The 13,940-nt window shown below is 69.4% G+C and carries 9 protein-coding genes; 8 read left to right on the top strand and 1 reads right to left on the bottom strand.

Annotation, left to right across the window (positions count from 1 at the left end; genetic code table 11):
• Nucleotides 1-2 precede the first annotated feature (2 nt).
• From glgX to treY, 5 genes are all read left to right on the top strand, one after another.
• On the top strand, nt 3-2,213 hold the full coding sequence (glgX, locus tag AC3FKG_RS18605) for a glycogen debranching protein GlgX (RefSeq protein WP_483714266.1): 2,211 nt from the start codon (nt 3-5) through the stop codon (nt 2,211-2,213).
• A complete protein-coding gene (gene malQ, locus AC3FKG_RS18600) occupies nt 2,210-4,429 on the top strand; it encodes a 4-alpha-glucanotransferase (protein ID WP_483714264.1) in 2,220 nt (739 codons plus the stop codon). Before glgX ends, malQ begins: the two co-directional genes overlap by 4 nt.
• Before the next feature lie 25 nt (nt 4,430-4,454).
• Entirely contained in the window at nt 4,455-7,001 is a 2,547-nt protein-coding gene (locus AC3FKG_RS18595; RefSeq protein WP_483714263.1) for a glycogen/starch/alpha-glucan phosphorylase, read from the top strand.
• Between the two features lie 185 nt (nt 7,002-7,186).
• The gene (gene treZ, locus AC3FKG_RS18590) at nt 7,187-9,163 is read left to right on the top strand and encodes a malto-oligosyltrehalose trehalohydrolase (protein WP_488743819.1); all 1,977 of its coding nucleotides are present in this window, start codon (nt 7,187-7,189) and stop codon (nt 9,161-9,163) included.
• The gene (gene treY / locus AC3FKG_RS18585) at nt 9,138-11,831 is read left to right on the top strand and encodes a malto-oligosyltrehalose synthase (RefSeq protein WP_488743818.1); all 2,694 of its coding nucleotides are present in this window, start codon (nt 9,138-9,140) and stop codon (nt 11,829-11,831) included. Before treZ ends, treY begins: the two co-directional genes overlap by 26 nt.
• 9 nt (nt 11,832-11,840) lie before the next feature.
• Here treY and AC3FKG_RS18580 read toward each other — a convergent pair whose 3' ends face one another.
• Nucleotides 11,841-12,419, bottom strand: coding sequence for a malto-oligosyltrehalose synthase (locus tag AC3FKG_RS18580; protein WP_488743817.1), 579 nt, complete (start codon nt 12,417-12,419; stop codon nt 11,841-11,843).
• A 385-nt stretch (nt 12,420-12,804) separates the two neighbouring features.
• Between AC3FKG_RS18580 and AC3FKG_RS18575 the strand changes: the two genes are divergently transcribed.
• The 3 genes from AC3FKG_RS18575 to AC3FKG_RS18565 are packed head-to-tail and all read left to right on the top strand — an operon-like array spanning nt 12,805 to nt 13,844.
• Nucleotides 12,805-13,182, top strand: a complete 378-nt coding sequence (locus AC3FKG_RS18575; protein ID WP_483714258.1) for a BON domain-containing protein — start codon at nt 12,805-12,807, stop codon at nt 13,180-13,182.
• A gap of 14 nt (nt 13,183-13,196) precedes the next feature.
• Nucleotides 13,197-13,415: a hypothetical protein gene (locus AC3FKG_RS18570; RefSeq protein ID WP_483714257.1), complete on the top strand. Its 219-nt coding sequence runs from the start codon at nt 13,197-13,199 to the stop codon at nt 13,413-13,415.
• Nucleotides 13,416-13,448: 33 nt separating this feature from the next.
• On the top strand, nt 13,449-13,844 hold the full coding sequence (locus AC3FKG_RS18565; protein ID WP_483714256.1) for a hypothetical protein: 396 nt from the start codon (nt 13,449-13,451) through the stop codon (nt 13,842-13,844).
• Nucleotides 13,845-13,940: the final 96 nt, after the last annotated feature.

Below are 13,940 nucleotides of genomic sequence, written 5' to 3'. Positions count from 1 at the left end.
CCATGGCGATCCAGCCCGCGGACCGCCTGCTGGCCGGCAAGCCTTACCCGCTCGGCGCCCACTGGGACGGCCTCGGGGTGAACTTTGCCGTGTTCTCGGCCAATGCCTCGCGCATCGACCTGTGCCTGTTCTCCGGCAACGGGCGCAAGGAACTGTCGCGCATGCCGCTGCCCGAATGCACCGACGAGGTCTGGCACGGCTACCTGCCCAACGCCGCGCTGGGCACGCTGTACGGATACCGTGCCTTCGGGCCGTATGACCCCGTGCGCGGCCACCGCTTCAACGCGCACAAGCTGCTGCTCGATCCTTACGCGCGCCAGCTCAGCGGACCGGTGCGGTGGTCCGACGCATTGTTCGGCTACCGCCTGCACAGCGCGCGCGGCGACCTGACGCCCGACCGCCGCGACAGCGCCCCCACGATGCCCAAGGCCGTGGTGGTCGACGAGAGCTTCCACTGGGGCAACGACCGGCCGCCCGACGTGCCGTGGCGCGACACGGTCATCTACGAGGCGCATCTGCGTGGCGTGTCGATGCTGCGCGAAGATGTCCTGCCGCACCAGCGCGGCACCTTCGCCGCGCTGTGCGATCCTCGTTTCCTGGACCACCTGCTGAGCCTGGGCGTCACCGCCGTGGAGTTGCTGCCGGTGCACGCCATCCTGCAGGACCGCTTCCTGCTGGAGCGCGGCCTGCGCAACTACTGGGGCTACAACACGCTGGCGTACTTCGCGCCGGAGCCGTCCTACCTGGCCACGAGCCAGCTCCACGAACTCAAGGTCGCGGTGCGGCGGCTGCACGCGGCCGGCATCGAAGTCATCCTCGACGTCGTCTACAACCACACCTGCGAAGGCAATGAGTTCGGCCCGACGGTGTCGTGGCGCGGGCTGGACAACGCCAGCTACTACCACCTCGTGCCCGGCGACGAACGTCACTATCTCAACGACACCGGCTGCGGCAACATGCTCAACCTGCCCCATCCGCGCGTGCTGCAGATGGTGCTGGATTCGCTGCGCTACTGGGTCGAGTGCTACCACGTCGACGGCTTCCGCTTCGACCTGGGCACCACGCTGGGCCGCGAGCAGAACGGCTTCGACCCGGGCGCCACGTTCTTCGGTGCGGTGCTGCAGGACCCGGTGCTCAGCCGCGTCAAGCTGATCTCCGAGCCGTGGGACCTCGGCCCGGGCGGGTACCAGCTCGGCAACCAGCCGCCCGGCTTCGCCGAGTGGAACGACAAGTTCCGCGACACCGTGCGCCGCTTCTGGCGCGGCGACGCCGGCCAGCGCGGCGAACTGGCGGCGCGGCTGGCCGGCTCGGCCGACCTGTTCGACCGCCGCTACCGGCGGCCGTGGTCGAGCATCAACTTCATCACCGCGCATGACGGCTTCACGCTGGCCGACCTGGTCAGCTACAACGGGAAACACAACGAAGCCAACGGCGAAGACAACCGCGACGGCACCGACAACAACCACAGCGCCAACTGGAGCCCGGACGGCACCGTCGAAGGCCCCACGGACGATCCCGCTATCCTCGAACTGCGCGCGCGCGTGGCCCGGGCCATGATGGCCACGCTGTTGCTGGCCCAGGGCACGCCGATGCTGACCGCCGGCGACGAATGGGGCCGCAGCCAGGATGGCAACAACAATGCGTACTGCCAGGACAATGCGCTGTCCTGGCTGGACTGGAAGCAGGCGCAGACGCCCGAAGGCCAGACCCTGCAGGAGATGGTGCGCCGCCTGCTGTCGCTGCGGCGCCGGCTGTACGCCATCGGCGCCCACCGCTTCGCGCACGGCAACCATGAGCCGATGCCGGGCATCGGCGATATTGCGTGGTTCGACACGGAGGGGCAGCCGCCAAGCCCCGACGCCTGGGCCGACCCTGAAATCCGCACGCTCGCGCTGCGCCGGGCGGAACGCCCGGAGCCGGCCCGGCGCTCCGTGCGCAACGGCCAGGGAGGGCCGGTGCAGGTGACGCTGTTGCTGCTCAATGCCAGCGACACGGATGCGGTGTTCCGCCTGCCCGAGCCCGCGCTGGACTGGCAGTTGCTCTTTGACAGCAGCCAGCCGGAACTGCCCGAAGCCGGCCGGTCGGCGGCCGGCGTGACGTTGCAGGCCGTGCCCGCCCACGCCCTGGTCCTGCTCGCCGCCCAGACCGAGCCGCAGCGGCATGCGCGCCCGGCCGTCCCGCCACGCAGTCCCGCGCAGGAGCCCAACGCATGACCGCGCCGACCGCCTCGGCGTTGCACGCGCTGGCTCGGCGCGCCGGCCTGCAGCCGCACTGGCTCGATGCCTGGGGCCACCCGCAGCGGGTCGCGGATGCGACGCTGCGCCGCTTGCTGCAAGGCATGGCGCTGCCTTGCGACACGCCCGCGCAGTGCCGTGCCTCCGGGGCACGGATGGACGCCGAAGACGCCGCCCTTGGCCTGCCCCCGCTGATCACTGCGGACCAGGGGCGGCCCGTCGCGGTGCCCTGGCGCGATGCCGCCGAAGCGCGGCCGTACCGGATCGAGCTGGAAGACGGCGGCCAGCTCGACGGCACGGCGGAGCCCGCCGCGGACGGGGCGCTGTGCCTCGCGCCGGTCCTCGCATGCGGCTACCACGGTCTGCGCATTGGCGATGCGCAGACCGTGCTGGCCGTGGCCCCGCAACGCTGCTTTGGCGTGGACGATGCGCTGCGCGCAGCGGGCCGCCGCTCGACCTTGGCGGCAGGCGAACGCGCGTGGGGCCTGGCGGTGCAGCTCTATGGCCTGCGCCGCGGCGCGCCGACTGGCATGGGCGACCTGTCGGCCCTGGCGCAGTGCTGCCAGGCCGCCGCCGCCGAGCACGCCGACGCGGTGGCGATCAACCCGCTTCATGCGGGCTTTGCCGCGCTGCCGGAGCGCTACAGTCCTTATTCGCCGTCCAGCCGGCTGTTCCACAATCCGCTCTATGCGGACCCCGCCGCCGTCTTCGGGCAGGACGCTGTCGAGAGCGCCATCGCGGCACTGAACGCGCGCGCGGCCTTCGCGCAGCACGAGGCCCGCAGCGAGATCGACTGGCCGCACCTGTCGCGGCTGCGCCTGTCCGTGCTGCGCTGGTTGTGGGAACACCGCGAGCAGTTGCTACCGCCTTCGGCGCTGGACGCATGTGCGGCGTTCCGCGCGCGCGGCGGCACCGCGCTGCATGCGCACGCGTGCTATGAAGCGATTCAGGCCGCACGCCTGGCCGAAGCGGCCAACGGCATGAATGCCAACGGCGCTGCGGACTGGCGCTGCTGGCCGGTGACGCTGCGCTCCCCCGCTGGTGCGGCCGTGACCGCATTCGCGATGGCCCACCCGCAGGAAATCGACTACCACGCGTTCCTGCAATGGCTGGCCCACGACGGACGCGCGCGCGCGCAGCAGGCCGCGCGCGATGCAGGCATGGCGATCGGCGTGATTGCCGACCTGGCCGTGGGGGCGGACCCCGGCGGCAGCCAGGCATGGTCGCGCCAGCAGGACTTCCTGGACGGCTTCCACGCCGGCGCGCCACCCGATGTCTACAATCCGCACGGACAGGACTGGGGCGTCACGGTGTTTTCGCCGCAAAGCCTGCACCGGCACGGCTATGGCGCCTTCATCGAGATGCTGCGCGCCAACCTGGCCCATGCCGGCGGCTTGCGCATCGATCATGTGCTGGGCCTGGCGCGCATGTGGCTGGTGCCGGCGGGCGCGTCGGCGCGCCAGGGGGCGTATCTCGAATTTCCGCTGCAGATCCTGTTGCGGCTGGTGGCGCTGGAATCATGGCGGCACCGCGCCATCATCATCGGCGAGAACCTGGGCACGGTGCCGGCGCACCTGGACAGCGCGCTGGCCGCGCGCGGCGTGCTTGGCATCGACGTACTGTGGTTTGCTCGTGCCGAACCGGCAGTGAGGGAAGCAGACGGCACCGAACCCGATGCACCGGCCGAAGTGGCGTCGACGGATACGCCGCCGTTCCTGCGCGCCGAGGACTGGCCCAGGCATGCGGTCGCGACGACCTCGACCCACGACCTGCCGACGGTCGCGGGCTGGTGGCAAGGGCGAGACCTGGCATGGCGCGAACGTCTTGGCTTGCTCGCGGCGGACGAAACGCCCCAGGGCGTGCGTGACGCGCGTGTGCGCGAGCGCACCGCACTGTGGCAAGCGCTGCGCGACGCTGGGCTTGCCGGCGCGGACATGCCCGGCCCGGAACATCCGCCGCTTGATACCGTGCTGGCCTGGCTTGGCCGCACCCGCACGCCGCTACGCCTGTTGCCATTGGAGGATCTCCTTGGCGTAGCCGAACAAGCCAACCTGCCCGGCACCACGGCCGGCCATCCCAACTGGCAGCGCAGGCTCGATGCCGATGTGCGGCGCCTTTTCGAGACGCCGGCCCTGCGTGCACGGGCACGCGCGGTGCGCCAGGGCCGGCTGCCCGGCGCGGCGCGCGCGCGCTGAGCCGCCTTGATACGGAGGTCGCCCCATGACGGAAGCCAGCCGGTCCGAACATGCCGACGATACCCGCACCGCCCTGTCGAGTGCCACGATCCGCCGCGCCTTCCTGGACCATGTGTTCCATACCCAGGGCAAGCCGCCGGAGCATGCCAGCCAGAACGACCTCTACCAGGCGCTCGCGCATACGGTGCGCGACCGGCTCGTGCAGCGCTGGATCAGTACCGCCGAGGCCTACCTTGACCAGCCGTCGCGCACCGTCGCCTACCTGTCCGCCGAGTTCCTGATGGGCCCGCACCTCGGCAACAACCTGATCAACCTGGGCATCTACAGCGAGGTGGAGGCCGCGATGCAGGCGCTCGGGCTGAACCTGGAGCAGATCCTCGCGCAGGAAATCGAGCCCGGCCTCGGCAACGGCGGCCTGGGGCGGCTGGCCGCCTGCTTCATGGATTCGATGGCCACGCTGGAGATCCCGGCGCTGGGCTACGGTATCCGCTACGAATACGGCATCTTCCAGCAAGCCATCATCGACGGCATGCAGGTCGAGAAGACCGATAGCTGGCTGCGCCATGGCAACCCGTGGGAGATCCAGCGCTCGGAATGGGCGGTGCAGGTGCGCCTGGGAGGCCATACCGAGCACTACACCGACGACCGCGGGCACTATCGCGTACGCTGGGTGCCGGCCAAGACGGTGGTGGGCGTGCCGTTCGATTCGCCGATCCTGGGGTACCGCGTCAATACCGTGAACACGCTGCGGCTGTGGCGCGCCGATGCCACCGAGGCGTTCGACTTCCCGACCTTCAATCGCGGCGACTACCTTGGCGCGGTCAGCAAGAAAATCACCTCGGAAAACCTGACCAAGGTGCTTTATCCGAACGACGAGACCGAACAGGGCAAGGAACTGCGGCTGGAACAGCAGTACTTCTTCGTCGCGTGCTCGCTTCAGGACATGCTGCGCCTGTTGGCGGCCGACCGCATGCCGGTGTCGCGCTTCCACGATAAGTTCGCGGTACAGCTCAACGACACGCACCCGGCGGTCGGCATTGCCGAGCTGATGCGCCTGCTCGTGGACGAGCATGACCTGCCATGGGAAGAGGCCTGGGACGTCACGCGACGCGCCTTCGCGTATACGAACCACACGCTGTTGCCCGAAGCACTGGAGCAATGGCCGCTGCCATTGTTCGGCCGCGTGCTGCCGCGCCATCTCGAAATCATCTTCGAGATCAACACGCGCTTCCTGGAGGCGGTCCGCATCCGCTTTTATGGCGACGACTCGCGCCTGGCGCGCCTGTCGCTGATCAACGAGCACGGCGAGCGGCATGTGCGCATGGCGCACCTGGCATGCGTCGGCAGCCACGCCATCAATGGCGTGGCGGAACTGCACTCGCGCCTGATGCGCGAAGACGTGCTCAGGGACTTCCACGACATGTGGCCGGAGAAATTCACCAGCATCACCAACGGTGTCACGCCGCGTCGCTGGCTGGCATTGTCGAACCCGCGCCTGTCGCGGCTGGTGACCGATGCCATCGGCGAGGGCTGGGTCACCGACCTGGAGCGGCTGCGCGTGCTGGAGCCCTTCGCCGACGACGCCGGGTTCCGCGAGCAATGGCAGGCCGTGCGGCACGCCAACAAGATGACTCTCGCGGAACTGGTGCGCGACAGCACGGGCGTGGTCATCGATCCGTCGTCGATGTTCGACGTCATGGTCAAGCGCATCCACGAGTACAAGCGCCAGCACCTGGCCGTGCTGCACATCATCGCGCTCTATCACAGGATCAAATCCGCACCGAACCTCGACCTGGCGCCACGCACGTTCCTGTTCGCCGGCAAGGCGGCGCCGGGCTACCAGTACGCCAAGCTGATGATCCGCTTCATCACCAGCGTAGCCGACGTCGTCAACCGCGACCCGCAGGTGCGTGACCGGCTCAAGGTGGTGTTCCTGCCCAACTTCAACGTCACCTACGGTCAACGCATCTACCCGGCCGCGGACCTGTCGGAGCAGATTTCGCTGGCCGGCAAGGAAGCGTCGGGCACCGGCAACATGAAGCTCGCCATGAACGGTGCGCTGACCATCGGCACCATGGACGGCGCCAATATCGAGTTGTGCAATGCCGTCGGCGCCGACAATTTCTTCGGCTTCGGGCTGACCGCCCCCGAGGTCTACGCCCTGCGCGCTGCGGGCTACGATCCGGCGCTTTACTACCACCACAACCCTGAACTGCGCGCGGTGATCGACCTGATCGAGCAAGGCTTCTTCTCGCATGGCGATCCCGCGGTCTTCCGTCCCCTGTTCGACGGGAATCCGCGGCATGACCCTTACCTGCTGCTGGCGGATTTCGACGCCTATATCGCCTGCCAGCAGCGCGTCTGCGAAACCTATTTGCAGCCGCAGCGCTGGCAGCGCATGTCGGTGCTGTCGTGTGCGCGCTCGGGGCACTTTTCGTCGGACCGTGCCATCCGCGAGTACTGCGAACGGATCTGGAAGGTCAGGCCCGTGCCGGTCCACTTGCTGCACCGCGCCAGCGGCACGCGGCCGCATACGGACAGCCGCGTGCATGCCGCGGACAAGGACCGTTAGCGCCATGCATGTTCTACAAGGCCGCGCGCAGATACGCCTCCCGACCATGCAACGGCAAGACCGCGGCGCGGCGTGCCGCGGCCCGTGGCCTGGCATGGACTTCGCAACGCCGAAACGATGCCCGGCGCCTGCCGCCTGCCACAAACTGTCCGCGCCCTTCCGGCCACCACTGTCTGGAGCTGATCTTGAACCCGCATTCGTTTTTCTTCGGAACCGGTGCCACCTCGGCAACGCCCCGGCTGTCGCCGCTGGACAGCTTTTCGGCTGGCGCGCCGCAGGTGCCCGCGGCCAACGACGATCCGCACGGCTATGCGTTTGGCCCGGTATGGCTGCCCGAGGGGCGCATCGGCTTCCGGCTGTGGGCGCCGGACGCTGCCCAGCGTGGCGAGTCGGTGCGGCTGGAGATCGCGGGCATGGGGCCGGTGCACATGACGCCGGGCGGTGACGGCTGGTTCAGCGCCGTCGTGCCGTGCGGCAATGGCACCCGCTACTGGTTCCGGCTCGATGACGGCACCGCTTTTCCCGATCCGGCTTCGCGATGGCAGCCCGGCGACGTGCATGGCCCCAGTGTCGCGTGCCAGCCCAAGGCCGACACCTATCCATGGACCTGCCCGGACTGGCGCGGGCGGCCGTGGCACGAGGCCGTGATTTACGAGCTTCACGTGGGCCTGTGCGGCGGCTACACGGGCGCCATGCAGCAACTGCAGCGGCTATCGGCACTCGGGTTCACCGCCGTGGAACTGATGCCGATCGCCGAGTTTCCCGGTGCACGCAACTGGGGCTATGACGGCGTGCTGCCGTTTGCGCCCGAATCCGGCTATGGCACGCCGGACCAGCTGCGCGCGCTGGTGGATCATGCGCACAGCCTTGGCATGATGGTGCTGCTCGACGTGGTCTATAACCACTTCGGACCTGAAGGCAACTACCTGCACCACTATGCGAGCGCCTTCTTCCGGGACGACCGGACGACGCCGTGGGGACCCGCGATCGATTTCCGACGTCCGGAAGTGCGCCGCTTCTTTACCGAGAACGCGCGCTACTGGCTGGAAGAATTCCGCTTTGACGGCCTGCGCCTGGACGCCGTGCATGCCATCGACGACGAAGGCTGGCTGACGACGCTGCCGTCAGACCTGCGCGCGTCGCCGGGCGTGGCCGGTCGCCATGTCCATCTGGTGCTGGAGAATGACCACAACGACGCGTCGCGCCTTTCGGCCGGGTTCGATGCCCAGTGGAATGATGACGCGCACCATGCACTGCATGTGCTGCTGACCGGCGAGCACGATGGCTACTATCGCGACTACGCGGCGGAGCCCGGCAGCGGCCGCGCGCCGAGCCTGTCTTCGCCGCTGCGGCACCTGGCCCGCGTACTGGCCGAAGGCTTCGCCTACCAGGGCGAAGTGTCGCCGTTCCGCTCGGCCGCCGGCGATTCGCGCGCGCCGGTCCGGCGCGGCCAGCCCAGCGGCCACCTGCCGCCCGCGGCCTTTGTCTCGTTCCTGCAGAACCACGACCAGATCGGCAACCGCGCCTTCGGCGAGCGGCTGGCCACGCTGGCCGACGCCGATGCGCTGAGCGCCGCGGTGGCGCTGCAGCTGCTCTGCCCGCAGGTGCCACTGGTGTTCATGGGCGAGGAAGGCGGGGCGCAGACGCCGTTCTACTACTTCACCAGCCATCCGCCGGCACTGGCCGAGGCCGTGCGCCAGGGGCGCAGGCGGGAGTTCGCCAGCGTGGCGGCGTTCGGCGACGAGGCGCGGGCGCAGGCGATCCCCGATCCCAACGACCCGGCAACGTTCGAAGCCTCGCGACCGCCGATGGACATCGAGAACGACTGGTCCCGCTACTACCGCCGGCTGCTTGCGATCCGCCAGGAATGGCTCATGCACCGGCTGCCGCGCGCCCGCAGCGCGGGCGTCGACGTGCTGGGACACGCCGCGCTGCGCGCACGCTGGCGCCTGGGCGACGGCGCATGCCTGTCGATCTGGCTGAACCTGGGCCGGCAGGCCGTGACCTGCCAGCCGCCGGCGCCCGGCTATGCCATGCTTCACGAAACCGCAGCCGGCCACGCCGATGCGCTGGCCAGCGGATCGCTGCCCGCGCTGAGCTGCGTCGCCGTGCTGTCCGGCCACGGCAAGCCAGGCCATGGCGTCGACGTCAGCGTCCGCTGACCGGACTGCGGAGCCAGGCGCGCCAGGTGCGCCGTTAGCGCCGCGCGCCACAGCGCGCCTGCAACTGCACCCTGGCTTCACGCTCGCGGACGCGGCGGGCGTGGTCGGCTACTACGCGGCGCTCGGCGTCAGCCATCTCTATCTTTCGCCGGTGTGCCAGGCGCGGCCTGGCTCCTCGCACGGCTATGACGTGACCGATTTCACGCGTGTGCGCGCCGAGCTTGGCGGCGAGACCGCGCTGCGCGCGCTGGCCCATCGCGCGCGGGCTGCCGGTCTCGGGCTGATCCTCGACATCGTGCCCAACCACATGGCCGCCGACGCGACGCACAACGCGTGGTGGCGCGACGTGCTGGCGCACGGGCAGGACAGTCCACACGCCGACTGCTTCGATATCGACTGGCAGCCGCCCGATCTGACGCTTCATGGCAAGGTACTGGTGCCCGTGCTGGGGCAGCCATACTGGGAAACGCTCTCGCGCGGCGAGCTGCGCGTGATCCCGTCTCGCGGGAGCGATACGCCAACGCTGCGCTACTTCGAGCACGATTTTCCGTTGGCCCCCGACGACGCCCTCAACAATGCCGCGAACCGTCCGGACTGGTTCGATGCCACGCACGATGCCGGCCGCGACCGCCTGCATGCCTTGCTGGAGCGCCAGCACTACCGCCTGGCCTGGTGGCGCACGGCGGCAACGGCGCTCAACCGGCGGCGTTTTTTCGAGATCAGCGACCTGGTCGGCATCCGGCAGGAAGACGAGGCCGTTTTCGCCGCTACGCATGCATTGGTCTTCCGCTTGCTGCGCGAAGGCCTGATCGATGGCGTACGGGTCGACCACGTCGACGGACTCGCCGATCCCGCGGCCTATTGCCGCCAGCTGCGTGCATGCCTGGATGCGCATGCGGCCCGTCGGCCCTCCGCGCCCGCCCGCGCGCGCCCATGGCTGGTGGTGGAGAAAATCCTGGCCCCGGGCGAGATCCTGCCCGCCGACTGGGAAGTCGACGGCACCACCGGCTATGACTTCATGGATCAGGTCAGCGGCGTGCTGCACACCGAGGCCGGCGCCGTCCCGCTTGCGGCTTTGTGGCAACGGGCCGGCGGCCGGCCCACAAGCTATCCGGCCGCCTTCGCCGATGCGCGCCGCCAGATCCTGCAGCATCACCTGGTCGCGGAGCTCGAAGGCGCCTGCGCGCGTCTGCGCGCTTGCGCGGCTGGCGAACCCTCCACGCGTGACCTGACCCGGCCGGCGCTGCGGCAGGCATTGGCCGGGCTGCTGGAACTCATCCCCGTCTATCGGACGTACCTCGACGGCGCACCTTCGTGCCGTGACGCTGCCGCCCTCCATGCCGAACAGGCCATGCTCGACGCGGCAGCCCGTAGCGCCCGGGCCGCCCTCGCACCGGAACAGGCAGCGGCGCTCGACTTCATCCTGGCCTGCCTGCACACTGCGGAGCCAGGCGCGAGCGCGCCGGCGCAGGCGCGGCGCCGTGTGCAGCAACTGATGCCGGCGCTGGCCGCCAAGGCCGGCGAAGACACGGCGTTCTACCGCTACGGGCCGCTGCTGTCGCGCAACGAGGTCGGCAGCCATCCATCTGTGCTGGCCCTCTCGCCGGCAGACTTCCATGCCGCCATGGCCGTGCGGCGCCGGACGTTTCCGCATGCGATGCTGGCAACCGCGACCCATGATCACAAGCGTGGCGAAGACGCGCGCATGCGCCTGGCCGTGTTGAGCGAGCTGCCGCAAGAGTGGGCCGCAGTCGTGCACGGCTGCGAGGCCGATGGCGCGCGGCTGCTGGCGTCGCTGCCTCACGCTCCGGACCCCGCCGACCGGCTGATGCTGTACCAGACGCTGGTCGGCGCCTGGCCCATGCAGGCCGATGCCCTGGCGCGCCCTGAGGCGATGGCGGCTTTCCTGCAGCGCATCGGGCAGTGGCAGCGCAAAGCCATTCGCGAAGCCAAGCTGCATGGCAACTGGACCCAACCGGACCCCGGCTACGAAGACGCTTGCGACGCCTTCCTCCACGGGCTAGCCGCGGACTGGCCGCATGGCGGCCCGCTGGTGTCAATCGGCCGGTTCGCGGCACGCGCTGCCGCGGCCGGCGCCATGAACAGCCTTGCGCAGGCCTTGATCCAGCTCACGGCGCCGGGCGTGCCAGACCGCTACCAGGGTTGCGAAGACTGGGACCTGAGCCTGGTCGATCCGGACAACCGCCGGCCGCCCGACTATGGCCGCCTGCAGGCGCAACTGGACCACGGCGGCCCGGGATGGGACGCATGGCTGCCGCACTGGCGGGACGGGCGTGTGAAACAGCAGCTGTTGCGGCACGTGCTGGCTGCACGCCGTGCGCAGCCAGCGCTGTTCCTGCAGGGCGACTACCAGCCGCGCCTGGCGCATGGTCCGCTGGCGGACCATGTACTCGCCTTTGCGCGCAGGCTAGGCAGCCTCGAAGCATTGACCGTGGTGTCACGCCTTGGCGCCGCGGTCATCGGCAATGACCTGCCCCGCGTCCCGCCGGCCCGCTGGGGCCACACCACGCTCGACGTGGGCAAGCAGGAATCTGCAAGCTGGGTGGATGCCCTGACAGCGCGAACTTTCACCGCCGGGAAGGACGGCACGTTGCCGCTGCGCGAAGTGCTTGCCGGGCTGCCTGTCGCTCTGCTGCTGCAGGCTTAGCGCTGCCTGTCACAAGGAGCGCGCGATGCCAGCGGTGCGCTGGCGAGCGAGGGGCGTCAGCGGCGGTGGATCCGCCCGCGCCTCCGTGGCCGACGCACCCTGCTGCTGTGGCAGATACGGCCGGATCACCAGTGCCACGTAGTCGTCTTCCTTCGGCGTGACGACGATGTACGCCAGGCCCGACATCACCAGGCCGACCTCGCCGAGCTCGGTGGAAATGCGTGCGACGATGAAGCGTTGCAGCAAGCGCGGATCGATCGAGTTGTCGATCGCCAGGGCCGCCGTGCAGATGGTCAGGAAGCAGCGCTCCACTTCCTGGCAGACCACCACGACCTCGTCGAGCGCATAGCCGGACTGGCTCGCGCGCACCAGCACCGAGACACCGGTGCTTGGCGCGGCCCGGTGCCAACCCGGCTTGACCTTGAAGGAAGGAAGCGTCAGCCCCGAGCCAGTGTCGTGGGCGACGGTATTGAAGCGCTGCGAGAAGGCCGAAGGCGTCATGGCGAGCAGTTGCCGTTCGACGGGAGTCGACGACACCGCCACGGACGAGGCGAGAACCAGGGAAGACAGGACGGCGGCCAGATGCATAGCTTCCTCCCACTCGGTGAGCCGCTTTTTCCCCCGGGCCGGCTGCCTGGACGTCACCCCGCGAGCGTTCCAAGGCCGGCATCGTTCTTCACTATAGACGTGGCTGGACGCAATTGCCGCGCCACACACGTAGCCGCCACGCGGCGGCGCCACCACCTTCCCGCCGTGACCGCCTCCCATGCAGTTTCTTCAGCCACGGTAAAAAGTACTGCAGCGCTGCAGCGTTCGCGCCGCCCGGCCCAGCGCCTGCATATGTTGCTGGCGCAGGAATGAAGCTTGCAGAGATACAGGCAGGGCCGGCCAGGCTCCGGGCCATGCGGCCGTGGCCGCGGCTGTCGCTGCATATCGCCTGGAGCACGGCTGGCCGTCATCCGGAGGACTCGCCATGAACACATGCCTGCGCGCCAAGCTCGCCTTGACCACGCCAGCCGTGGCAGCCGCGCTGCTGTTCGCCGGCAGCGCTATCCATGCCGCGCCAACCGATCCGGTCGCGGCGCCATCATCGCCTGGCCGGACGGCCGAGCCGCGCGACACCCAGGCCAGCACTGACCGTGACATCACCACGGAAGTCCGGGCGCGCCTGGCGTCGAGCCGGGCCATCGACCCGGCCAATATCCGCGTCAGCACGACCGACGGCGTGGTGCGGCTCGAGGGCACGGTGCGCGACGACGCGCAACGCGCGCGGGTGATGGACATGGCTCGCGGCGTGCGCGGCGTCACCGCGGTATCCGATGAAATGAAAGCCCGCACCGACCACTTTTGAGGAGGCCAGCGACAATGCATACGCACCGTCAGCACGAGCACGACAACCAGCAGGACCTGAAGCGGACCACCCACAAGGGGCCCGATGTCGACCATGAGCGCGGCAAGCCCGGCCGCGAGCGCCGCCGCAGCGTGGAACGCGAGCACGACGTTCCCGACGAAAACGGCGAGCCGCCATCAGTGCGTCGCGGTGGCAATCCCGAAGCCAAGGAGCCGCCGGTCGAGAACACCTGAACATCTGAAATCTGAAAGCAACCGGAGAGCAGGATGAGCAAGACCGTACGAACCGGAGGACGCGCCGACAAGCGGGCGTCCGCGGCGTCACGCCCGCAACCCGGCAGCGCGCCCAGCGCCCCCGCCCGCCCGCGCAAGGAGGAACGCAAGCGCAGCGATGCGCGCAGTTCCCGGGAGGCGACTGGCGGCAATGTGCCCAGCACGCTCGACCCTGACCTGACCGAGCCGGCCGAGGATATCGACGCCGAACTGAAGCAGGTCGACCATGAGCGCCATGAGCCGCCCGACGAAGAAGCGCTTCCCGAGGAACTGATCAGCGAAGACGTCGAGCGCGCGGCGGAGCGCCTGCCCGCTGACGTACCGGTCGACAAGGCGGACCGCACCGATGAGCGCGAGGAGCGTCCGCCTTCCCCGCCGAAAATCGGCTAGATCCAGATCGATCCCATAAACACGAAGCGCCCCGGCCGCGCCGGGGGGCGTCAGTGTTGAGTGATGTCCGCGGGGTTGTCTTCGCCTCCGCCGCGG

It is taken from the genome of Cupriavidus sp. 22TCCZM04-2 (assembly GCF_057798895.1).
The sequence above is the reverse complement of the archived record's forward strand: the minus strand, read 5'-3'. Positions and strand labels throughout refer to the sequence as shown.